General features: G+C 73.9%; 22 protein-coding genes and 1 pseudogene. 18 read left to right on the forward strand and 5 right to left on the reverse strand.

The genetic code is table 11. From position 1 onward, the window contains the following. Positions 1 to 8 precede the first annotated feature (8 nt). A complete protein-coding gene (locus tag Ae150APs1_RS27415; protein WP_060572617.1) occupies positions 9 to 932 on the forward strand; it encodes an acyl-CoA thioesterase II in 924 nt (307 codons plus the stop codon). Further along, positions 929 to 1,639, forward strand: coding sequence for a dienelactone hydrolase family protein (locus Ae150APs1_RS27420; RefSeq protein WP_075301190.1), 711 nt, complete (start codon positions 929 to 931; stop codon positions 1,637 to 1,639). The genes Ae150APs1_RS27415 and Ae150APs1_RS27420 overlap by 4 nt, the downstream gene beginning before the upstream one ends. 6 nt (positions 1,640 to 1,645) lie before the next feature. Here Ae150APs1_RS27420 and Ae150APs1_RS27425 read toward each other — a convergent pair whose 3' ends face one another. Further along, positions 1,646 to 2,629 (reverse strand): TIGR03617 family F420-dependent LLM class oxidoreductase, encoded by a 984-nt coding sequence (locus Ae150APs1_RS27425; RefSeq protein ID WP_075301192.1) that lies wholly within the window; start codon positions 2,627 to 2,629, stop codon positions 1,646 to 1,648. 91 nt (positions 2,630 to 2,720) lie between these two features. On the opposite strand from Ae150APs1_RS27425, the gene Ae150APs1_RS27430 reads away from it, so the two are divergent. The 12 genes and pseudogenes from Ae150APs1_RS27430 to Ae150APs1_RS27485 all read left to right on the forward strand — a co-directional run bounded on the left by Ae150APs1_RS27430 (position 2,721) and on the right by Ae150APs1_RS27485 (position 11,790). Further along, the gene (locus Ae150APs1_RS27430; RefSeq protein ID WP_075301194.1) at positions 2,721 to 4,040 is read left to right on the forward strand and encodes an O-acetylhomoserine aminocarboxypropyltransferase/cysteine synthase family protein; all 1,320 of its coding nucleotides are present in this window, start codon (positions 2,721 to 2,723) and stop codon (positions 4,038 to 4,040) included. Beyond that, positions 4,037 to 4,516, forward strand: coding sequence for a CoA-binding protein (locus Ae150APs1_RS27435; RefSeq protein ID WP_075301196.1), 480 nt, complete (start codon positions 4,037 to 4,039; stop codon positions 4,514 to 4,516). Before Ae150APs1_RS27430 ends, Ae150APs1_RS27435 begins: the two co-directional genes overlap by 4 nt. A gap of 683 nt (positions 4,517 to 5,199) precedes the next feature. Further along, on the forward strand, positions 5,200 to 6,003 hold the full coding sequence (locus Ae150APs1_RS27440; RefSeq protein WP_075301198.1) for a hypothetical protein: 804 nt from the start codon (positions 5,200 to 5,202) through the stop codon (positions 6,001 to 6,003). Then, a complete protein-coding gene (locus Ae150APs1_RS27445) occupies positions 5,996 to 7,270 on the forward strand; it encodes an SRPBCC family protein (RefSeq protein ID WP_083680569.1) in 1,275 nt (424 codons plus the stop codon). The genes Ae150APs1_RS27440 and Ae150APs1_RS27445 overlap by 8 nt, the downstream gene beginning before the upstream one ends. A gap of 52 nt (positions 7,271 to 7,322) precedes the next feature. Beyond that, complete coding sequence (gene gvpJ, locus Ae150APs1_RS27450) at positions 7,323 to 7,700, forward strand: gas vesicle protein GvpJ (protein ID WP_010228946.1); 378 nt, start codon at positions 7,323 to 7,325, stop codon at positions 7,698 to 7,700. Beyond that, positions 7,697 to 8,470: a GvpL/GvpF family gas vesicle protein gene (locus tag Ae150APs1_RS27455; protein WP_010228949.1), complete on the forward strand. Its 774-nt coding sequence runs from the start codon at positions 7,697 to 7,699 to the stop codon at positions 8,468 to 8,470. The genes gvpJ and Ae150APs1_RS27455 overlap by 4 nt, the downstream gene beginning before the upstream one ends. Position 8,471: 1 nt before the next feature. Continuing rightward, complete coding sequence (locus Ae150APs1_RS27460; protein ID WP_075301201.1) at positions 8,472 to 8,717, forward strand: gas vesicle protein GvpG; 246 nt, start codon at positions 8,472 to 8,474, stop codon at positions 8,715 to 8,717. A 455-nt stretch (positions 8,718 to 9,172) separates the two neighbouring features. Next, positions 9,173 to 9,679, forward strand: coding sequence for a gas vesicle protein (locus Ae150APs1_RS27465; RefSeq protein ID WP_083680522.1), 507 nt, complete (start codon positions 9,173 to 9,175; stop codon positions 9,677 to 9,679). Further along, positions 9,676 to 9,987: pseudogene (locus Ae150APs1_RS31535) on the forward strand (gas vesicle protein); the annotation flags it as partial. The gene Ae150APs1_RS27465 and the pseudogene Ae150APs1_RS31535, both read left to right, overlap by 4 nt. A gap of 455 nt (positions 9,988 to 10,442) precedes the next feature. Next, positions 10,443 to 11,240, forward strand: a complete 798-nt coding sequence (locus Ae150APs1_RS27475) for a GvpL/GvpF family gas vesicle protein (RefSeq protein WP_083680520.1) — start codon at positions 10,443 to 10,445, stop codon at positions 11,238 to 11,240. Then, a complete protein-coding gene (locus Ae150APs1_RS27480; protein ID WP_060572605.1) occupies positions 11,237 to 11,479 on the forward strand; it encodes a gas vesicle protein in 243 nt (80 codons plus the stop codon). Before Ae150APs1_RS27475 ends, Ae150APs1_RS27480 begins: the two co-directional genes overlap by 4 nt. Further along, positions 11,476 to 11,790 (forward strand): gas vesicle protein K, encoded by a 315-nt coding sequence (locus Ae150APs1_RS27485; protein WP_010241726.1) that lies wholly within the window; start codon positions 11,476 to 11,478, stop codon positions 11,788 to 11,790. The genes Ae150APs1_RS27480 and Ae150APs1_RS27485 overlap by 4 nt, the downstream gene beginning before the upstream one ends. Before the next feature lie 9 nt (positions 11,791 to 11,799). On the opposite strand, the gene Ae150APs1_RS27490 is transcribed toward Ae150APs1_RS27485, so the two are convergent. Both Ae150APs1_RS27490 and Ae150APs1_RS34030 read right to left on the reverse strand, forming a co-directional pair. Beyond that, a complete protein-coding gene (locus tag Ae150APs1_RS27490; RefSeq protein ID WP_139317183.1) occupies positions 11,800 to 12,018 on the reverse strand; it encodes a hypothetical protein in 219 nt (72 codons plus the stop codon). Positions 12,019 to 12,130: 112 nt separating this feature from the next. Continuing rightward, the gene (locus tag Ae150APs1_RS34030; protein ID WP_083680519.1) at positions 12,131 to 13,762 is read right to left on the reverse strand and encodes a DUF418 domain-containing protein; all 1,632 of its coding nucleotides are present in this window, start codon (positions 13,760 to 13,762) and stop codon (positions 12,131 to 12,133) included. A gap of 97 nt (positions 13,763 to 13,859) precedes the next feature. Between Ae150APs1_RS34030 and Ae150APs1_RS27505 the strand changes: the two genes are divergently transcribed. The 3 genes from Ae150APs1_RS27505 (at position 13,860) to Ae150APs1_RS27515 (ending at position 16,204) form a co-directional block, all read left to right on the forward strand. Next, positions 13,860 to 14,846 carry a malate dehydrogenase gene (locus Ae150APs1_RS27505; protein ID WP_010230103.1) on the forward strand — a complete coding sequence of 329 codons (987 nt, stop codon included), beginning with the start codon at positions 13,860 to 13,862 and terminating at the stop codon, positions 14,844 to 14,846. A 247-nt stretch (positions 14,847 to 15,093) separates the two neighbouring features. After that, on the forward strand, positions 15,094 to 15,603 hold the full coding sequence (locus tag Ae150APs1_RS27510) for a DUF3558 family protein (protein WP_256385601.1): 510 nt from the start codon (positions 15,094 to 15,096) through the stop codon (positions 15,601 to 15,603). Between the two features lie 235 nt (positions 15,604 to 15,838). Then, positions 15,839 to 16,204 carry a hypothetical protein gene (locus Ae150APs1_RS27515; protein ID WP_249266499.1) on the forward strand — a complete coding sequence of 122 codons (366 nt, stop codon included), beginning with the start codon at positions 15,839 to 15,841 and terminating at the stop codon, positions 16,202 to 16,204. 125 nt (positions 16,205 to 16,329) lie between these two features. Here Ae150APs1_RS27515 and treZ read toward each other — a convergent pair whose 3' ends face one another. Then, entirely contained in the window at positions 16,330 to 18,075 is a 1,746-nt protein-coding gene (gene treZ / locus Ae150APs1_RS27520) for a malto-oligosyltrehalose trehalohydrolase (RefSeq protein WP_075301208.1), read from the reverse strand. A gap of 83 nt (positions 18,076 to 18,158) precedes the next feature. Between treZ and Ae150APs1_RS27525 the strand changes: the two genes are divergently transcribed. Beyond that, a complete protein-coding gene (locus tag Ae150APs1_RS27525) occupies positions 18,159 to 18,614 on the forward strand; it encodes a DUF5709 domain-containing protein (RefSeq protein WP_075302697.1) in 456 nt (151 codons plus the stop codon). Positions 18,615 to 18,620: 6 nt separating this feature from the next. Here Ae150APs1_RS27525 and treY read toward each other — a convergent pair whose 3' ends face one another. Further along, positions 18,621 to 20,987, reverse strand: a complete 2,367-nt coding sequence (treY, locus tag Ae150APs1_RS27530) for a malto-oligosyltrehalose synthase (protein ID WP_075301210.1) — start codon at positions 20,985 to 20,987, stop codon at positions 18,621 to 18,623. Between the last annotated feature and the right edge of the window lies 1 nt (position 20,988).

Consider the following 20,988-nt stretch of genomic DNA (forward strand, 5'->3'; position numbering starts at 1 on the left):
CCCGTCCCGTGAGCCCCGCCGAACCCGTTCCCGCGACCGAGCCGCAGGCGACCGCCGCCGACGGCGAGCCGCGCGGCCAGGCCGTCCTCGACGACCTGGTCTCGCTGCTGGACCTCGAACGCCTGGAGGACAACCTCTTCCGCGGCGTGAGCCCGCCGGTCTCGCTGCCCAGGGTGTTCGGCGGCCAGGTCGCGGGACAGGCGCTGGTGGCGGCCGGGCGGACGGTGCCCGGCGACCGTCCGGTGCACTCGCTGCACGCGTACTTCATCCGGCCCGGCGACCCGAACATCCCGATCGTCTACGAGACCGAGCGGGTGCGGGACGGGCGGTCGTTCACGACCCGCCGGGTGCTGGCCATCCAGCGCGGCGAGGCGATCTTCTCGCTGTCGGCGTCGTTCCAGATGGAGCAGGACGGGCTGCGGCATTCCGAGCCGATGCCCCAGGGCGTCCCCGCACCGGACCGGATCGACGACCTCGGCGCCCGCGCCGTGCGCGGCGACGGCGGGTGGATGGCCGGGCTGCCCCGGCCGCTGGACATCCGGCTGATCGACGAGCCGGTGTCGTCGCAGCGCTGGACCGGGCCGTCCGACGAGCCGATGCGGTTGTGGCTGCGCGCCGACGGGACGCTCCCGGACGAGAAGCTGCTGCACGTCTGCCTGCTGACCTACGCCAGCGACCTGACGCTGCTCGGCTCCGTCGTCGCCCGGCACGACGCGCCCGCGAACGGCGTGCAGATGGCCAGCCTGGACCATGCGATGTGGTTCCACGAGCCGTTCCGGGCCGACGAGTGGCTGCTCTACACCTGCTACTCGCCGGCCGCGTCCGGCGGGCGCGGGCTGGCGTCGGGCCGGTTCTTCACCGCGGACGGCCGTCTGGTCGCCACGACGATGCAGGAGGGCCTCGTGCGGGTCCGGAAGGGCGGTCGACGATGACGGTCGAGGCGGACGTCGCGGTTCCCAGCGTCAACGGCGGGACCCTGCCCGGGTTCCTGGCCCGGCCGGAGACCGGTGAGCCCGGCCCGGCGCTGGTCATGATCTACGAGGCGTTCGGGATGACCCCGGAGATGCGCCGGATCGCCCGGGAGCTCGCCCGCGAGGGCTACACCGTCCTCATCCCGGACCTGTTCGCCCGCGGGAAGGTGAAGCCGCTGTGCGTCGCCTCCACGATGGCGACGATGGCGTCCGGCCGGGGCGCGGCACTGGGGGACTGCGAGTCCGCGCGACGCTGGCTCGCCGGCCAGCCCACGGTGGACGCCGACCGGATCGGTGCCGTCGGGTTCTGCATGGGCGGCGGATTCGCGATGCTGCTGTCGCAGACCGGGCTGTACCGGGTGGCGGTGCCGTTCTACGGCCGCAGCGGCACCCGGGTGGAGCCCGTCTGCCCGGTGGTCGCCAGCTTCGGCGGCCGGGACGCGCAGTTCGCCGACGGTTACCCGGAACGTCTCGAGGCCGACCTCGCCGAGCGCGGGATCCCGCACGACGTGAAGGTCTACCCCGACGCCGGGCACTCGTTCATGACGCGGACCGAGGGCGTGCTCGGTGCGGCCGCGCGGCGCTCGCCGCTGCACGCGGCCTACGACGAGCCGGCCGCCACCGACGCGACCCGGCGGGTGCTGGAGTTCCTCCGCACCCACCTGTGAACCCCGTCAGGCGCGGAGCGCGGCCACCAGGTCGGCGAAGCGCTCCGGCGGCGGGATCTCACCGGGCACCGTGAACCGCAGCCGGTCCGCGGTCCCGCCCCAGCGCCGGCGCAGCCCGTCGGCGACGCCCGCGGTGTCGCCGGTGGCGCACATGAGGTCGAGCAGGTCGTCGTCGACGAGCGGGACCATGTCGTCCCACCGGCCCTGTTTGGACAGCGCGTTGAGCTCGTCCTGCAGCTCGCCCAGGCCGTGCAGCTCCAGGACGGGCCGGTAGGCGGGGGTCGAGCCGTAGAAGGAGATCCGCCGGCGCACCTCGGCCACGTCGGCGTCGTCGAACGCGACGAACGGCGACAGCGCGATCTCCAGCGGCGCCATGCCCGCCGGACGGTGCTCGGCCACCGCCGGGGCGATGACCTCCTCCAGGTACCGGGTGGTGCAGAACGGGTGCACGAACAGCCCGTCGGCGACCTCCGCCGCCACCCGCAGCATCTGCGGACCGACCGCGGCCACGAACACCGCGGGCGGGCCGTGCGGGTTCGGCGGCGGGACGGACGCCGGCGTCATCAGGGAGTGGTCGTAGAACTCGCCGCGGTGCGCGAGCGGCTCGCCGGTCTCCCAGCTCCGCCAGATCGCCCGCAGCGCGACGACGAACTCCCGCATCCGCGCGGCCGGCCGCGACCACGGCATCGAGAACCGGCGGGTGACGTGCGGCCGGATCTGGCTGCCGAGGCCGAGCACCAGCCGTCCGCCGGAGAACCGCTGCAGGTCCCAGGCCGGGTAGGCGACCGTCATCGGCGTCCGCGCGAAGGCGATCGCGACCGACGGGCCGAGCTGCATCCGCGTCGAGTGCTCGGCGGCGAGCACGAGGGGCAGCAGGCCGTCGGCGCGGTTCTCGCCGTTCCAGGCGCCGTCGTACCCGATCTCCTCGCAGGCCCGGACGTCCCGGGCGACGGTCTCCAGCGAGTCGCGGATGCGCGCGTCGATCCTCATGCGGCGCAGACGGGTCGACAGGGATGTTCCGGGCGTACGGTGCGCATGATCGGACGGTACCCCGCGCCATGCCGCGCGGTCAGGAGGCAGGATGGGGACCGTGAGCGATCACCAGCAGCAGGACCGGGCCTGGGGCTTCCGCACCCGGGCCGTGCACGCGGGCACGGTGCCGGACGCGGAGACCGGATCGCGGGCCGTCCCGATCCACCAGACCACCAGCTACGTCTTCCGGGACACCGACGACGCCGCGGCGCTGTTCGCGCTGCAGAAGTACGGGCTCATCTACTCCCGGATCGCCAACCCGACGGTGTCGGCGCTGGAGGAACGGCTGGCCAGCCTGGAGGGCGGGATCGGCGCGGTCTGCACGGCGTCGGGGCAGTCGGCGGAGTTCCTGACCTTCGCGGCGCTCGCCGGGGCCGGGGACCACGCCGTCGCCGCGGCCGGGCTCTACGGCGGCACGATCACCCAGCTCGACGTCACGCTGCGGCGCTTCGGCGTCGACACGACGTTCGTGCCCGGCACCGACCCGGCCGACTACGCCGCGGCGATCCGCGACGACACGAAGTTCGTGTTCGCCGAGGTGATCTCGAACCCGGGCGGGGAGGTCGCCGACATCGCCGGGCTCGCCGAGGTCGCGCACGCCCGCGGCCTGCCGCTGATCATCGACGCGACGCTGGCGACGCCGTACCTGTGCCGCCCGCTCGAGCACGGTGCCGACATCGTCATCCACTCGGTGACGAAGTTCCTCGGCGGCCACGGCACCACGCTGGGCGGCGTCGTCATCGACGCGGGCACCTTCGACTGGGGCAACGGGAACTTCCCGCAGATGACCGAGCCGGTGCCGTCGTACGGCGGGCTCACGTGGTGGGGCAACTTCCAGGAACTCGGCTTCCTCACGAAGCTGCGGGCCGAGCAGTTGCGCGACGTCGGCGCGACGCTGTCGGCGCACTCGGCGTTCCTGCTGATGCAGGGCGTCGAGACGCTCCCGCAGCGGATGGACCAGCACGTCGCGAACGCCCGCCGGGTCGCGGAGTGGCTGGAGGCCGACCCGCGCGTCGAGTACGTGACCTACCCGGGGCTGCCCTCGCACGAGCACCACGAGCGCGCCGGGCGCTACCTGCCGAACGGGCCGGGCGCGGTCTTCGCGTTCGGTGTGACGGGCGGCCGCGACGCGGGCGCCCGGTTCATCGAGTCGGTGCAGCTGTGCAGCCATCTCGCCAACGTCGGCGACGCGCGCACGCTCGTGCTGCACCCGGCGTCGACGACGCACCAGCAGCTCACGCCCGACCAGCTGGACCAGGCCGGCGTCCCCGCGGACATGATCCGGATCTCGGTCGGTCTCGAGGATCCGGACGACATCGTGTGGGACCTGGACCAGGCCCTCACCGCAGCGCTGAAGGAGGACGCGTGACCTGGGAGAACCCGCCCGCGTGGCGGCGGCAGCGGATCCTGCGCGACACCCGGACCGTCGCGATGGTCGGTGCGTCGCCCAACCCGGCCCGCGCCAGCAACTTCGTCGCGACCTACCTGCTGGCCTCCACCGGGTTCGACGTGTACTTCGTGAACCCGCACGCGACCGAGATCCTCGGCCGCCCGGTGTACCCGTCGCTGGCGGAGCTTCCCGTCGTCCCCGACCTCGTCGACGTCTTCCGGAAGCCGGAGGACCTCCCGGGGGTGCTCGACGACGTGCTGGCGCTGGACCCGCACCCGTCGGTGTTCTGGTTGCAGTTCGGCCTGTTCGACGCCGACCTCGCCCGCCGTGCCGAGCAGGCCGGCCTCGACGTCGTGATGGACCGCTGTCTCAAGGTGGAGCACGCCCGCTTCGCCGGCGGGCTGCACCTGGCCGGGTTCAACACCGGCGTGATCACCTCCCGCCGCCGGGACTGACACACCCGCACCCGGCCCTCCCGGCCCCGCCCTGCCACCCCGCGCCGCTGCCGTCCGGCCGCGGGCGGGGTGGCCGGCGACCACTGCGGACGGTCACGGCCGCAGGCTCCCGACCGTTGCGCCGCGCGTCCGCGCCCGCCGGTCCCGCCCCCGCGCCACCCCCGTGCCATCCCCGCTCCGGCCCTGCTCCGGAACCACGCAGGTAGCACCGTATTTCCCGGATCATGCTGCTCTCTTCGAGTGAAGAATTCTTTTGCCCGGGGGACTCCGGAAACGTGATCACCAGTGATCGAGAACGAGCTGATTCCATTGAGGATCTCTCGGGAAGATCATGCGCCGTCCGATTCACCGGGTCCCCTCTTCCGGTCTAGTGACAGCATTTGCGTCAGCCCGTCCACGGTGTGTCGCACACCTTTACGGCGCAATCCCATGTTGCTCCGGACGAAGGCGTACGGAAATTGACCATTCGCTGTAACGTCGCGCCGGAACGTGACCCGTGCGAGGCTTTGTGCAGTCGGCGTTGCAGCTGATCTCGGTGGGAGCGTCGCGACAGAAGTCGATCTCGACGGTGCGCCGAGCGGTCAAGATCGCATTCTCGTATCGGAGGAGTGGTCATTCATGAGTTCGGCTGCGAAGGTGGGGATGGCGGTGCTCGGGGGTATGTCCTCGGCCGCACGAAGAAGATGAAACTGGCGATCATGCTGGGCGGCGCGCTGGCCGGCCGGAAACTCGATCTCTCGCCCACGGATCTGCTGGGAAAGGGCGCGAAGCTGGCGGCCGGTTCGGCCGACGTGTCGCGACTGCGGGAGGCGATCACCGGGCGTCTGGTGGAGGCCGGGAGGGACGCGGCGCTCGCCGCCGCGGCGAGCCGCATGGAGTCGTTGACGGACTCGCTCGTCGAGCGGGTGGAGAACCTCGGCAAGCCGGTGGAGAAGGTGGCGGACACGGCGGGCGCCGTCGCGGGGTCCACCGCGGACGGTCTGGACGCCGCGCGCCGGACGACGGGGCGGCTCGCGTCGGCGGGCCGGTCCCGCCGGTCGGCCGGGGACTCCGGCCCCGGCGACGTGGGCACGGACGGGGGCGACGACACCGCGGACGACACGGCGGACGACACCGCGGAGGACAGGGACGACTCGGCCGACGACTCGGCCGACGACGCGGTCGACGACACCGCGGCCGACGACGGCCGCCCGGGCACCGGCGGCCGCCGTTCCGGCGCCGCGGCCGGTGACGCGACCGGGGCGACGGCGAAGGCACCGGCACGGCGGCGCACGGCCGCGTCGGCGGCCTCGGGGGCGGCGAAGACCGCGAAGACCGCGAAGTCGGCGAAGTCGGCGGCGTCCGGCACGGCGTCGCGGTCCCGGGCGCGCAGCACGGGCGGCCGGTCCGGCAGCGGATCGGACTCGGCGTCGGGCACCCGGCGCACAGCCCGCGGTGGCGGCCGCGGCAGCACGACCCGGACCCGCCGCGGGGGCGACGATGCCTGAGGCGAACCCGGCGGACGACGTCGCCGACCAGGCCTCGGGCCTCGCGCAGCTGCCCACGGACCGGTTGAAGGACGCGGCGATGACCCTGCTCGGTGCGGTGACCGACCGGGCGGTCGGGGCGGCTCTGGAGCGGGTCGACGCGCTGACCGGACGGCTCACCGACGTCACCGAGAACGGTGGCGCCGGGCTCGGGGCCGCGCTCGGTGGCGGCACGGCGATGCTGCAGGGCGGGAACCCGGTGACGGGCGCGCTGAAGGGCGGCCTGTCGGCGGCGAAGGACAAGGTGCTCGGCGCGGTCGGGCTCGGCGGCGGCTCGGACGACGACTCCGACGACTCCGGCGGCTCCGGGGGATCCGGCGGTCCGGGCGGCGGGCAGCGCGGCAAGTTCAAGTTCATGAACATCGTCGAGGAGCTCGACGTCGGGGTCCCGGTCCGCGTCGCCTACGACCAGTGGACGCAGTTCGCCGACTTCCCGAGCTTCATGAAGAAGGTGCACAGCGTCGAGCAGGAGTCCGACGAGAAGACCACCTGGCGGGCCCAGGTGTTCCTGTCCAAGCGGACCTGGAACGCGACGATCATCGAGCAGGTCCCGGACAGCCACATCGTCTGGCGCTCCGGCGGCGCGAAGGGCTACGTCAACGGCATCGTGACGTTCCACGAGCTCGCGCCGCAGCTGACCAAGGTCCTGCTGGTCCTGGAGTACTACCCGGTCGGGCTGTTCGAGAAGACCGGGAACGTCTGGCGTGCCGTGGGCCGGCGGGCCCGGCTCGAGTTCAAGCACTACCGCAGGCACGTCATGGTCGAGACGCTCGTGAACCGCGAGGAGCTCGAGGGCTGGCGCGGGGAGATCCGCGACAGCGAGGTCGTCAGGACCCACGAGGAGGCGCTCGAGGAGGAGCGTGCCCGGGAGGACGAGGAGTACGACGACGACGCCTACGACGAGTACGACGACGGCGCCGACGAGGAACTCGAGGACGACGAGGGCGAGGCCGCCGAGTACGCCGACGACGACGTCGAGGAGCCGGCCGGCGGGCCCGACGACGAGTTCGAGGAGTTCGACGAGGACGAGGTCGTCGACGAGGTCCCCGAGGACGAGGACGGCGACGACCTGGACGTCGAGGACCTCGACGAGGACCTGGACGCCGGCGAGTACGCCGACGACGACGAACCCGAGGAGCCGGAGCCCGCGGACGACGGTGGCCGCAACGGGTCCGGCGGCCGCCGGGGCCGTACCGCCCCGCGCCGCCGCAAGGCCGGTGCGTCCTGATCCGGCGGCACCGGCCGGGCCTTCCACGCCGTACGAGAGGAGGGGATGACGGGTGACCGTCAGCCGTCAGGAAGGGGGCCGGGTCTCCCGCGCACCGCAGGGGGACCTCGCCCAGGTGATCGACCTGATCCTGGAGAAGGGCCTGGTCATCGACGTGTTCGTGAAGGTGTCGCTGGTCGGCATCGAGCTCGTCACGATCGACGCGCGGATCGTGGTCGCCAGCGTCGACACCTACCTCCGCTTCGCCGAGGCCACCAACCGGCTCGACCTGCACCAGAAGGGCGGCAAGGACCTCGGGCAGGTCGTCAGCGGGCTCACCGAGAGCGCGTACGAGGGTGGCGCGAAGGGCACGACGCGCGGCGTCCTGGAGGCGGGGAAGGAGAAGTTCGACGAGTTCCGCGGTGAGCGCAAGGGGGAGAAGCGCAGGTGAGCGAGGGAACGGCCGGGAACGGCGTCTACGTGTACGGGGTGGTCGCCGCGGGCGCCCGGATCCCCGGCGACCTGGACCCGGTGGGCGCGCCGGGGGGTGAGATCGGTCTGCTCGACCACCGCGAGCTCGCGGCGGTCGTCAGCGACGTCCCGACGGACCGGCCCCTGGGCCGGCGTGACGACCTGATGGCGCACGAGCGGGTCGTGAACGCGGTGGCGGCGGAGGTGACGGTGCTGCCGATGCAGTTCGGCGGCGTCGTCTCCGACGACCTGGCCGTCGTCGACGAGCTGCTGGAGGAGAACCACGACTTCTTCGTCGACGTGCTGCGGCGCCTCGACGGGTGTCTGCAGTTCGTGCTCTACGGCCGTTACGACGAGGACCTCCTGCTCGGCGGGATCGTCGACCGCGACCCGGAGATCGCCGAGATGAGCCGGTCGTTGCGCGACACCGATCCCGACGCCACCCACTACGAGCGGATCACGCTCGGCGAGCGGATCGCGAACGAGGTGGAACGCCTGCGGACCGCCGACGCCGAGGCCGCCGTCGAGCTGCTGGAGCCGCAGTGCGAGGGGATCGTGGTCAAGGAGGTCGGCGGTGAGGACGGTGCGGTGCACCTCGCGGTGCTGGTGCGCCGCGACCGCCGCGCGGAGTTCGACACCGCGGTCGACGCGCTCGGCGACGAGTGGGGGGACCGGGTGTCGCTGCAGCTGATCGGGCCGGTCGCCCCGTTCGACTTCCTGCCCGCTCCCGACGCCGGGACGGAGGAGTGAGATGGGGTTGCTGACCGGGATCCTGACGCTGCCGCTCGCCCCGGTGCGGGGCGTCATGTGGATCGCCGAGCAGATCGAGGCCGAGGCCGACCGGGAGATGAACGACCCTGCCGTCATCCGTCGCAAGATCGACGAGTCGGAGCGGGCGTTCGAGGACGGCGACATCGACGAGGCCGAGCGCGACGCCCGCCAGGAGGAGCTCCTCGGGCGGCTGATCGACCGCGGTGGGGGAGGCCGGAGTGGCTGACCGCCCCGTCCGGCGACGGACCACCCGCGGCGACGACGGCGGCGGCGGCCGTGATCACGACCGCGCGGGAGGCGGGCCGGGCGATCGCGCGGAGCGCCGCACCGCCCGGGGGGGGATCCGCTGCCCGCCGCCGGGACGGTGCCGAGGCACCCGGGCGTGACGAGGCGACGGCCCCGCGACGTCCCCGCGCGGAGGGCGGTGCCCGGCCGAGGAGGGCGCGGTCGGGTGAGGAACCGGGCCGCCGGGCCGACGGGGAGGGGACCGGCGAGCGGCCGCGGCGTCGCCGGGCCGACGGGGATGCAGCGCGCCGGGCACCGGCGGGCGACGCCCCACGGCGCAGGTCCACCGGTGACGGGTCGCGGCGCCGTGCCGCCGACGAGGCGCCCGGGCGCCGGGCGGCCGGGGACGGCCCCCGGCGACGGGCGGCGGAGGACACGCCCCGGCGTCGGCGGCAGATGCGGCGGGCCGCGGAGGACGAGGTCCCGGAGGACCGGGTCGCGGAGGACGAGGAGGCGCCCGACGATGCAGCTCCGGACGACGAGATCGACGAGCTCGACGACGACATCGACGACATCGACGAGATCGAGGGCGACGACGGGACCGACGAGGGCCAGGACGAGGGGGACGACAGCGACAACGGCGGCGACGACGGCGACGACGGCGACGACGGCGGGGGCGAACCGGAACCTCCGCCCCGTCCGGCCCGGCTCGGTGCGCGGGCCGTCGCCCGGGCTGCGTTGGAGCAGGTCGTCGAGATGACCGGCCGCACCCCGGAGGGTGTCACCTCGGTCTCCCGGCACGACGAGGGCTGGACGATCGAGGTGGAGGTCGTCGAGTCCCGGCGGATCCCGGACTCGGCCGACGTCCTCGGGGTGTACGAGGCCGAGCTCGACCGGGAGGCCGAGCTCGTGTCGTACCGGCGCGTCCGCCGCTACACCCGCGGGACCGGGGGTGAGGCATGAGCAGCGACACGGTGCGCTGGTCGTCCGGGCAGCCCCGGCGGCAGCAGGAGTCCCGGAACGACGGGGCGAACCTCGCCGACATCCTGGAACGGGTGCTGGACAAGGGGATCGTCATCGCCGGGGACATCCAGGTGAACCTCCTCGACATCGAGCTGCTGGCGATCAAGATCCGACTGGTGGTCGCGTCCGTCGACCGGGCGAAGGAGATGGGCATCGACTGGTGGGAGCGCGACCCGACGCTCTCGGCCGGACGGCAGGACCTGGAGACCGAGAACGCCCACCTGCGTGAGCGGGTCGAGGCCCTGGAACGCGCCGCGGGTCGCGACGGTCTGCCCCCGGCGGGGCCTTCGGGCGACGGAGCGGACCGGCACCGGGCCGACGACGACGCCGACGACGCCGGAGCAGACGCCGGAGCAGAGGCGGCCGCCGCTGCCGACGACCTCGACGCCGACCTCGACGCCGACCTCGACGCCGGCGCCGACGACGACTTCGACGCCGACGACTTCGACGACGCGGACGCCGACGCGGATGCCGACGCGGATGCCGACACCGGTGCCGACGCCGCCGACGCGGACGAGGAGCGGCAGCCGCCCGACCGGACCGAGGACCGCGCCCAGCTCGACAGGCCCGGACCCGACGATCCCCCCGCCCCGTCCCGGCGCCGTGCTGCGGGAACACCACGCCGCCGTGCCCGTGACGCCCCGGCCCGCGAGCCGGCGGAACGGCGCCGCGCCCGTGACGACGGCACCCGCTCCCGGAGGCGATGACCGTGCAGGAGACACCCGACGACAGCCCCGCGGCCGCGCCGGGCGAGCTGTCGTACGTCTACGCCGTCACCCGTCGTGAGCCGCCCGGTCTCGCGACACTGACCGGGGTGCTCGACGCGCCCGTCCGGGTCGTCGCGGGGTCCGGGCTGCACGCCGTCGTCAGCCGGGTGCCCGCCGCCGAGTTCGCGCAGGACGCGATCGAGGACCGGCTGCAGGACCTCGACTGGCTCACCGCGACCGCCCGCGCGCACCACCACGTCGTCGACGAGGTCGGGCGCTCGTCCGACGTGGCGCCGCTGGCCCTCGCGACCGTCTTCACCGACGACGCGCGGGTCCGTGCGGTCCTCGACGAGCGCCGGTCCGGGTTCGAGGCCGTCCTCGACCGGGTGCACGGCCGGGCCGAGTGGGGGCTGAAGGCATGGGCCCCGCGGGCCGCACCCGCGGCGCGGGGCGAGCGGCCGTCGTCCGGGGCGGAGTACCTGCGCCGCCGCCGTGCCGCCGCCGGGGCGGCGGAGGCCCGGACCGACGAGGCGTTCCGGGTGGCCGAGAGCCTGCACGACGCCGTCGCCGGGGCCGCGGTCGAGGCGCGCCGGCACCGCGTCCACGACGCCGCGCTCACCGGCCGGACCGAGCAGATGGTGCTCAACGCGGCCTACCTCGTCGACACGGACGACACCGACCGGTGGCGGGCCGCCGTGGAGGCGGCCGCGACGCCCGCGCTGCTGGTCGAGGTGACCGGCCCCTGGGTGCCGTACTCGTTCGCCGGGACCGCCCCGGGCGGTGACGACGGATGACCGAACCGACCGGACTGTTCGGCGACCGCGAGGTGGCACTCGTCGACCTCCTGGACCGGCTGCTCGCCGGTGGAGTGGTGCTCACCGGGGACGTGACGATCTCGCTGGCCGGCGTCGATCTCGTCCGGATCTCGCTGCGCGCGCTCATCACCTCGATCGCGCCGGCGGAGGACGTGCCCCACGGGGACGGGCGTGTCTCCGCCGCCGAGCCGCGTGCGCTCCCGGGGGCCGGTGGATGAGCGCCCCGGAGCCCGGGTCGCGCCCGGCCCGGCCCGCCGGCCGGGTCGAGATCGACCGTGAGTCGGTCGAGCGGGACCTGATGAAGCTGGTGCTGACGATCGTCGAACTGCTGCGTCAGCTGATGGAGAAGCAGGTGCTGCGGCGGGTCGACCAGGGCGATCTCACCGACGACCAGATCGAGGACCTCGGTACGTCGCTCATGCACCTGGAGTCCGCGATGGAGGAGCTGACCGAGCGGTTCGGACTCACCGCGCAGGACCTCAACATCGAGCTCGGTCCGCTGGGCCCGCTGCTCCCGCGGCAGCGGTAGCGGCGGGCCTCAGACCGGGTCGGAGCCTTCCGCCGCCCGGACCTCGTCGACGGCCTGCGCGCGCTCCGACGGCGGCGGCTCGTTCTCGGCGCGGAGGGCGTCGGACCGGTCCTGCGCCTCGTCCTGGGTGGCGTACTGCTCGAAGGCGCCGCACCCGCAGTCGCACCGGACCACCCACTTGTCGGCGACGTCGACCATCGGCAGGACGTACGGGTCGTGCTGCGCCACGAGGAGCTCCTTCGCCGGGACGGGCGGTGCGGAACGCATCATTCCGGCACGCACCGTGTGCTGCCACTCGAGATCGCGACGGATGGCCCGCCGCGGCCGGAGGGGCCGTCGCTCACCAGCCGAGCAGACCGACCAGCAGCGCGTGCAGCAGCCAGAACGGACCGAACGCCAGCGCCACCAGTCCACCCGGGCCGGCGCCGCGACGGGCCGGGACGAGCAGCGCGACGGCCGTCAGCCCCCACGGTACGACGAGCGCGATCCCGCGCAGCGGCCACGACACCACGCCGGTGACCAGCGCCAGGAGCAGCGCGACCGCCACCCAGCCCGCGCTCGCCGCGACACACCGGGGGAGCAGCCGCGCGACCGGCGGCGGCTCCCGGTCGGACGGCGCGGAATCGTCGGGCCAGGTCGCCGGTGGGTACGGCGGGGCGCCGGGCAGCGGCGCGTGCGGGGGCACCCCGCCGGGACCGGGATCCGGGTCGTCCACACCGGAGTACCCGGGCGCTCCCTGCCACGGCGGACGGCCGTCCGGCTCGTCGCGGTGCGCGGGATCCTCCCGGCCGGTCACGGGCGCGACCCCAGCCCCGGGCCGACGGGCCGGGAGTACGTCAGGCGGCGCAGCAGCGACTCGGCCGGGCCGCGCCCGCCGGTGCGTGCCGACCACGTCGCCACCAGCACCGTCGTCGCCCAGACCCCCGGTCCCGCACAGTGCCGCCGCCCACAGCGGCAGGCCCGCACCCAGCCCGAGCGTCCAGGCCGGGAACAACGCCACGAACGCCACCGACTGCGCCAGGTACGCCGACAACGACCGCTGCCCGGTCGCCTCCAGCGCCGCGCCGACGCGGCCCGGCGCACGCCCGGCGCGCCGCGCCACGACCAGCCCGGCCAGCGCCGCGTAGCCGACGCCGGCGGCGTACCCGGTGAGCGCGTGCAGCGGACCGAGCACCAGCAGCACCGTCGTCGGCGGGGACCAGGACCCCGCGGCGACGAGCGCCATCGGCAGTCCGCCGAGGACACCCGTCGCGATCCCGGCGACGGCCAGTCGTCGCAGCGGGCGGCGGTGCCGGGCCGGGTCGGCGAGCAGCCCGGACCGGTGGAGCAGCACGCCGACGGCGGCCGCGCCGGTGAGCGCGAGCGCGCTCAGCAGCAGGTTGCCGAACAACCACTCGCCGAACCGGTCCGCCATCGCCACGAGGGCGTCCGGCTGCACCAGCGACGGCGACGCCGACGGTGCCCCGGCATCGGTGAGCGCCACCGGCAGGTGGAGCAGCACGGCGAGGGCGGTCGTCGTCGCCGCCGTCGTCACCAGCTGTGGGGTCGTGCCCCGGGCCAGCAACCCGGCCGCCAGCACCGCGATCAGCCCGTACGCGGCGACGAAGTCGCCGTGCCACAGCAGGACCGCGTGGATCGCACCGATCGCGAGCAGCGCGCCGCCGCGCCGGCGGACCAACGCCACGACGTCGTCGCCGGCCCGCGCGCCGGGCGGGGTGCGGCGGGCGGCGAGGCCCGCGATCCCGAACCCGAACAGCACCGCGAACAGCGGGTACGCACGGCCGTCGACCAGGGTGAGCTGCACCGTGGCGACGACGGCGTCGACCCCGGAGAGGTCCCGCGGGTAGGTGCGGACGCCGATCCCGCGGTGCGTGACGAACGTGTGGGCGTTGGCGATCGCGATGAGCAGCAGCGCCGCCCCACGGGCCAGATCGGGGGCCGCGGACCGGTCGGTCACCGGGAGGGCGTGCACGGACGTCGACGCTACCGGGTGTGGTTCGTGCCACCTGGAGCGATCCGTGTGCTCCCCGTCGCGGCGTGCGACGCCCGACAGGGCTAGGGTCCGCGTCGTGTCTGCTACCCCCGTTTCCGTCACCGTCACCGGAGCCGCTGGCCAGATCGGTTACGCGCTGCTCTTCCGGATCGCCTCCGGGCAGCTGCTGGGGCCCGACACCCCGGTCAAGCTGAACCTTCTCGAGATCCCGCAGGCCGTCAAGGCCGCCGAGGGCACCGCGATGGAGCTCGACGACTGCGCGTTCCCGCTGCTGCGCGGCATCGACATCCACGACGACGCGAAGGCCGCCTTCGACGGCGCGAACGTCGCCCTGCTGGTCGGCGCCCGTCCCCGCACGAAGGGCATGGAGCGCGGCGACCTGCTCGAGGCCAACGGCGGCATCTTCGGTCCCCAGGGCAAGGCCATCAACGACGGCGCCGCGAGCGACATCCGCGTGCTCGCCGTCGGCAACCCGGCCAACACCAACGCCCTGATCGCCCAGGCGTCCGCGCCGGACGTCCCGGCCGACCGCTTCACCGCGATGACCCGCCTCGACCACAACCGTGCGCTGGCCCAGCTGGCCAAGAAGCTCGGCGTCGGCCTCGACGAGATCTCCAAGCTCACGATCTGGGGCAACCACTCCGCCACCCAGTACCCCGACCTCTTCCACGCCGAGGTCGGCGGCAAGATCGCCGCCGAGCAGGTCGAGCGGGAGTGGCTGGAGAACGACTTCATCCCGACCGTCGCCAAGCGTGGTGCCGCGATCATCGAGGCCCGGGGCGCGTCCTCGGCCGCGTCGGCCGCGAACGCCGCCATCGACCACGTCCACGACTGGGTCAACGGCACCCCGGCCGGCGACTGGGTCTCCGCCGCGATCCCGTCCGACGGCTCCTACGGCGTCGCCGAGGGCATCATCTCCTCGTTCCCGGTCACCTCCGAGAACGGCGAGTGGAAGATCGTCCAGGGCCTGGAGATCGACGAGTTCTCCCGCGGGAAGATCGACGCCTCGGTCGCCGAGCTCGTCGAGGAGCGCGACGCGGTGAAGAAGCTCGGCCTGATCTGAGCCCAACCCCACGCACGTCCTCCCCGGCCGCGACCACCCAGGTGGTCGCGGCCGGCTCGCGTCCGGGCCCACTCGCCGCAGCCCGTGATCACGGATCGGGAAGGGATACGGCCGTTCGTGGCCGGATCGCTTCCCGATCCGTGATCACCCCGGAATCTCCGTGCGGGACAGGGGGTAGGGGCTAGCGTCTCCCCGGAGGCGAGGAGGGTCCGTGACGCGGTGGTGGGCGGCGGTCGTGCTGGTTCTCGTGCTCGGGGGGTGCGCGTCCGCGCCCTTGGGTCTGCCGGATCCGTTCCCGGCCCGGCCGGCGGACATCGACCTGAACCGCCTCGATCCGTGCGCGACGGTGTCACCGGAGAGCCTGAGGGCCGCGGGTGTGGCCCCGGAGAGGCGTCGGATCGCGTCGCCGGTGGTCGGGGGGAAGCCGACCCGCCTGTGCGACTGGGGCGGCTACGGCAGCGACTTCGGTTTCACGGTGCAGTTCTTCCCGTCCGATGCCGAGCAGGCGGTCGGCGCCGACGGTGCGATGATCGGCGAGATCGAGGGTTACGGCACCATCCGGCTCACCGAGCGGGAAACGATCGCCCCGCTCTGCGAGATCCTCGTCGACACCGGTGAGAGCCAGCTGATCCGCACGCAGACCCAGGCTGCCGACGTCGAGCCGCCGGGGCCGGGGTCCTGGATCGACAAGACCTGCGATCGGGCCGTCCGGCTCACCGCCGAGGTGATCCGGACCGCACGCGGGCTCGCTGCGTGACGACCCGTGCCGCCCGTGACCACCGGACTCGTCGTGTGACCACCGGACTCGCCGTGTGGGCCCCGGATTCCCCGTTTGGGCCCCGAATTTACCGCGTGGAGCCCCGGTACCCGGTGTGAGCCTCGGACTCTCGCTGCGTGACCACCGCTCGCTGGTCGGCGACCGGGTTCGCACCCGCGAACGCCGCGGTCCGAACAGCGACCGGCCGTGCTGCCCGCTCCTACCGTGCGTCGCCATGACGATCGATGCAGCCCGCCCGCGGGGCACCGCCTCCGACAGCCTCATGGTGCAGATCACCACCGGCAACGTCGTCCAGGTCCACGCGATCCTCGCCGCCCAGGCCGAGCGGATGTACACGGCCCTGAAAGACGCGGAGTGGCTGCGGAACCTGCCGGCCGTCGGCCAGGATCCGGTGTCGCTCGACGCCAGGAGGGCGTTCCAGCCGAAGGTGAACCACATCCTCGACACCCACTGGGCGCACTACGTCGAGGTCCGGGAGGCGGCCGACCGGCTCCTCGTCGCCGCCCGGCAGTACGGCCACGCCGAGGACGCCATCGACCACGCCCTGGAGGTGCAGCGGGAGCACTTCGCCCAGCTGTGATGCCTCCCGGCCGGGCCCGTGATCACCGATCGGGAAGGGAAACGGTCGGATGTGGCCGGATCGCCTCCCGACCGGTGATCACGCCGGCCGGGTCTGCCGGTCGAGCGGGTGCAACGCCGGTGCCGTCACCCCGCGATACGGCAGATCGCGAACGCCTCCGCCGGAACGGTGAACGAGTCGTCGTCGCTGCGGGTCGGCTCGGACGCCAGCAGGATCCGGGTGATCGTCGACCCGAGCGACAGCGTGACGGGCTCCGGCCCCAGGTTGACCACGACCCGCATCGCGCCCCGGGCGATCACCAGGGTGCGGGCCTGTTCGTGGACGTCGACGCCGACCGAGTCCAGCCACGGGTCGGACAGCTCCGGCCAGGTGCGGCGGAGCGCGATGAGCTCGCGGTGCATCCGCAGCAGCGTCGCGTGCGGCTCCTGCTCCGGCTCGGACCAGTCGAGCGTCGAGTCCGTGAACGTCGACTCCGCGTTCGGGTCGGGGACCTCGTCGGCGTCGGACCAGCCGTGGTCGGCGAACTCCGTGCGCCGCCCGTCGCGGACGGTCTGCTGCAGGCCCGGGTCTCCGAACCGGGAGAAGAACTGCCACGGCGTGCGCGCGCCCCACTCCTCGCCCATGAACAGCATCGGCGTGAAGCCGGAGGTGAACAGCAGCGCCGCGCCGCAGGCCAGCAGGCCGGGGGACAGCGTGTGGGTGAGCCGGTCGCCGGTGGCCCGGTTCCCGATCTGGTCGTGGTTCTGCAGGTAGGTCACCAGCCGGGAGCCGGGGATCCGTGCCGTGTCGATCGGGGCGCCGTGACTGCGCCCCCGGAACGACGACCAGGTGCCCTCGTGCAGGAACCCGCGCGTCAGCACGTGCGCGAGCCCGTCCAGGCCCGCCTCGGCGAAGTCGCCGTAGTAGCCCTGGCCTTCCCCGGTGAGCACCGCGTGCAGGCAGTGGTGGACGTCGTCGGCCCACTGGGCGTCGAGCCCGTAGCCGCCGCCCTCCCGGGCGGTGATCATCCGCGGGTCGTTGAGGTCGGACTCGGCGATCAGTGACAGCGGACGCCCGACGTGCGCCTCCAGGGCCGTGACCTCGACGGCGAGCTGCTCCAGGACGTGCTGGGCGCGGGTGTCGCGCAGCGCGTGCACGGCGTCGATCCGCAGCCCGTCGACGTGGAAGTCGCGCAGCCACATCAGCGCGTTGTCGATCACGTAGCGGCGGACCTCGTCCGAGCCGCCGCCGTCGAGGTTCAGCGACGGGCCCCAGATGTTCGATCCGGCGAAGTACGGGCCGAACCGGTCCAGATAGGCCCCGGAGGGCCCGAGGTGGTTGTAGACGACGTCGAGCACGACGCCGAGGCCGCGGGCGTGGCAGGCGTCGACGAACCGCTTGAAGGCATCCGGGCCGCCGTAGTTGCCGGTGACGGCGTACCAGGCGACGCCGTCGTAGCCCCAGTTCACCGGGCCGTCGACGGCGTTGACGGGCAGCACCTCGACCAGGTCGATCCCGAGCGAGACGAGATGGTCGAGTCGGCCGATCGCCGCGTCGAAGGTGCCCGCGTCGGTGAAGGTGCCGATGTGGCACTCGTAGAGCACCGACCCGGCCAGGGTGCGGCCGGTCCAGGTGTCGTCGGTCCACCAGAACGAGTCGTGGTCGTAGACCCGGGACCGCTCGTGCACCCCGCCCGGCTGCCAGCGGGAACGCGGGTCGGGGAGCGGGGCGGGGTCGTCGTCCAGCAGGAAGGCGTAGTCGGTGCCGTGCCCGTGGTCGGGCAGCTCGGTCCGCCACCACCCGCCGGGTGCGGGGTCCAGCGCGATCCGGTCGTCGCCGACCAGGACGCTCACCCGGTTCCTGTCAGGGGCCCACACCGCGAACTCCGTCACGGGCGTCGATCCTTCCGCACCCGTGGGGGGTCCCGCGCGGGCGGGCGGGGGTGGCGCCGCTCACCCGGCGCTACGCTGCCTCGATGGCCGACCCGGACAGCGGTGACGACATCGACCAGTACGCCCAGCTGCAACCCGACGACACCCTGGAGTACGGCGGTGTCACCGACGTGCTAGACGAGGGCTACTCGCCGCCGGAACGGCCGTGGAACTCCCGCGACCACGAGTCGCTCGACGAGCGCCTCGCCGACGAGGAACCGGACCCGTGGAACGCCACCGACCCGGCCCTCGAGGACGACACCGACCGCGACACCGACGACGCCACGGGGGAGGACCTCGGCGACACCACCGGGACCGACGGCGAACTCCGGGACGGCGAGGTCGGCGATCGCCGGGCGGGCCGGCTGACCGTCGACGACGCGTCGTTCGACGGCAGCGACGGCGGCGAGCAGCAGCTCGTCGCCGGCGACGCCGGGATCGACGGGGCGGGGGCGTCGGCGGAGGAGGCCGCCGTCCACCTCGTCGACGACGAGGAGTAACCCGCCTCAGGCGGGGCGGACCAGCAGCGCCACCGGGTAGCGGTCCAGCAGCCCGGCGAGCGCCGGTGCCGGGCCGTCCACCGGCTTGTTCGCGATCATGTCGTGCCAGTCGTCGAACCCGCCGGGCAGCGGCAGCGTCGTGTCGCCCCACCCGCCGCGGCGGGCCAGGCCTTCCGGCAGGCGGGTCGCGACGGCGACCAGCGCCCCGCCGCCGCGGGAGAACGCGACCGCGTGCGACGCCGCGGTGCCCTGCGCGTCGAGGGGCCCATAGCCGGAGAACAGCTCCGGCCGGAACCGCCGCAGCCGCGCCGCCGCCGACGTCACCAGCAGCTTCGCCGCACCGGAGGCGTCGACCGGGGGCTGCCAGCCGCCGTCGATCCGCTCCAGCAGGCGTTCGCGGACCCCGAAGTCGACGGGCCGCCGGTTGTCCGGGTCGACCAGCGAGTACTCGAACAGCTCGGTGCCCTGGTAGACGTCGGGCACGCCCGGCCCGGCCATCTGCAGCAGCTTCTGGCCCAGCGAGTTCGACCAGCCCGGGCCGGCGATCCCGGAGACGAACGCCTCGATCTCGGCGACCAGCTCGGCGTCGGCGAGCACCTCGCCCGCCCAGGCGGCGATCCGCTCGTCGACCTCGGGCACCGCGTCGGTGTGCGAGGTGACGAGCTTCGCCTCCTTGGAGGCCTTGCCCAGGTACGACGCCAGCCGCTCGGCCGGGATCGGCCACGCCCCGACCAGCGACTGCCAGGCGAGCAGCTCCAGCGAGCGGTCCGGCAGCGGGTGGCGCACCGACCACCTGCGGACCTGCTCGGTCCAGTCACCCGGCCGCTCGGCGAGCACCGCGAGCCGCGCCCGGACGTCCTCGGAGCGCTTGGTGTCGTGGGTGGACAGCGTGGTCATCGTGCGCGACCGGCCCGCCTCGCGGTGGGTGAGGCCGGCGTGGAACTCGGTGGGGGACACCCCGAACCGGGCCGGGTCGCCGCCGACCTCGTTGAGCGCGACGAAGCGGTTGTACCGGTAGAACGCGGTGTCCTCGACGCCCTTGGCGGTGACCATGCCGGAGGTCTGCTGCAGCCGGGTCGCGTACTCCGAGCCGGGGTCGGCGACGAGGCCGGCGTGCAGGGCGGTGATCACCGCGGCCAGGTCGGGGCGCCGGGTGCGGGCGACCGACACGGCGGTGTCGGCGGCGGCGCGCCCCTCGGCGATCGCCGGGGTCAGGTAGGAGCGGTAGACCGGGAATCCGCAGAGGAACTCGGCGACCGCGTCGTGCAGGTCCTCGGCGGTGACCGCGGTGAGGTCGACGCCGGTGGCCGCGGCGTCCGCGCCCGGTCCGGCCCGGAACGCGTCGGCGATCCGGTGGACCTCCGCGACGAGGATCCGGTCCACGACGAGGTGCCTGCCGTCGTCCTCCACGGCGTGCGCGGACGGCTTCGCACCGGTGTGCTCGGCGGCGAACTGGGTCAGGAGCCCGGCGCCGTCGGGATCGACGAACACCCCGCAGATCTCGCGCAGCGCCTCGTAACCGCTGGTGCCGTCGACCGGCCACGAGGCGGGGAGGTCCTCGCCGACGGCGAGGATCTTCTCGACCAGCAGCCACTTCCAGGGCCCGATCTCGGCGCGCAGCCGGCGCACGTACCCGCCGGGATCGGCCAGGCCGTCCGGGTGGTCGACGCGCAGCCCGACGATCGTGTCGTCGCCGCGCAGCAGCTCCAGCACCTTCCGGTGGGCGTCGGCGAACACCTCGGGGTCCTCGACGCGCACCGCGGCCAGGTCGGAGACGTCGAAGAACCGCCGGTAGGTCAGCTCCGCCGCCCCGCGCCGCCAGGACACGAGCCGGTAGTGCTGGCGGTCGTGCACCTCCTGCGCGGTGCCGTCCCCGGTGCCGGGGGCGACCGGGAAGCGGTGCTCGTGGTAACGCAGCTCGCCGTCGGCGACGGTGAGGTTCTCCAGCGCGCCGGCCTCGTCGGCGTCGAGCACCGGGAGCAGGATCCGGCCTGCGCCCCAGTCGACGTCGAAGTGGTGCGCCCACCGCGACGACTGCCCGTGCGTCAGCACGTCCCACCACCACGGGTTCTCCGCGGGCCGTGCGACGCCCACGTGGTTCGGGACGATGTCGAGCAGCAGCGTCAGCCCGTGCTCGCGCAGCGTGCCGAGCAGGGCGTGCAGCCCGGCCTCGCCGCCGCGCTCCTCCGAGATCCGGGACGGGTCGACGACGTCGTAGCCGTGGTTCGACCCGGTCCCCGACTCGAGCAGCGGGGAGGCGTAGAGCGCCCCGATCCCGAGCCGGTCGAGGTAGCCGGTGAGCGCCCGCGCGTCGGCGAACGTCCGGTCCTTCGAGAACTGCAGCCGGTAGGTGGAACCCGGAAGGCGGCTCATG

Origin of the sequence: Pseudonocardia sp. Ae150A_Ps1 (assembly GCF_001932315.1) — a bacterium.
Taxonomy (GTDB): domain Bacteria; phylum Actinomycetota; class Actinomycetes; order Mycobacteriales; family Pseudonocardiaceae; genus Pseudonocardia.

Coding starts and splice junctions, on each gene's coding strand:
- Ae150APs1_RS27420 (WP_075301190.1), top strand. CDS start 929: ATGACGGTCGAGGCGGACGTCGCGGTTCCCAGCGTCAACGGCGGGACC.
- Ae150APs1_RS27425 (WP_075301192.1), bottom strand. CDS start 2,629: ATGAGGATCGACGCGCGCATCCGCGACTCGCTGGAGACCGTCGCCCGG.
- Ae150APs1_RS27430 (WP_075301194.1), top strand. CDS start 2,721: ATGGGGACCGTGAGCGATCACCAGCAGCAGGACCGGGCCTGGGGCTTC.
- Ae150APs1_RS27440 (WP_075301198.1), top strand. CDS start 5,200: ATGAAACTGGCGATCATGCTGGGCGGCGCGCTGGCCGGCCGGAAACTC.
- Ae150APs1_RS27445 (WP_083680569.1), top strand. CDS start 5,996: ATGCCTGAGGCGAACCCGGCGGACGACGTCGCCGACCAGGCCTCGGGC.
- Ae150APs1_RS27460 (WP_075301201.1), top strand. CDS start 8,472: ATGGGGTTGCTGACCGGGATCCTGACGCTGCCGCTCGCCCCGGTGCGG.
- Ae150APs1_RS27465 (WP_083680522.1), top strand. CDS start 9,173: ATGCGGCGGGCCGCGGAGGACGAGGTCCCGGAGGACCGGGTCGCGGAG.
- Ae150APs1_RS27475 (WP_083680520.1), top strand. CDS start 10,443: ATGACCGTGCAGGAGACACCCGACGACAGCCCCGCGGCCGCGCCGGGC.
- Ae150APs1_RS27480 (WP_060572605.1), top strand. CDS start 11,237: ATGACCGAACCGACCGGACTGTTCGGCGACCGCGAGGTGGCACTCGTC.
- Ae150APs1_RS27485 (WP_010241726.1), top strand. CDS start 11,476: ATGAGCGCCCCGGAGCCCGGGTCGCGCCCGGCCCGGCCCGCCGGCCGG.
- Ae150APs1_RS27515 (WP_249266499.1), top strand. CDS start 15,839: ATGACGATCGATGCAGCCCGCCCGCGGGGCACCGCCTCCGACAGCCTC.
- Ae150APs1_RS27525 (WP_075302697.1), top strand. CDS start 18,159: ATGGCCGACCCGGACAGCGGTGACGACATCGACCAGTACGCCCAGCTG.
- treY (WP_075301210.1), bottom strand. CDS start 20,987: ATGAGCCGCCTTCCGGGTTCCACCTACCGGCTGCAGTTCTCGAAGGAC.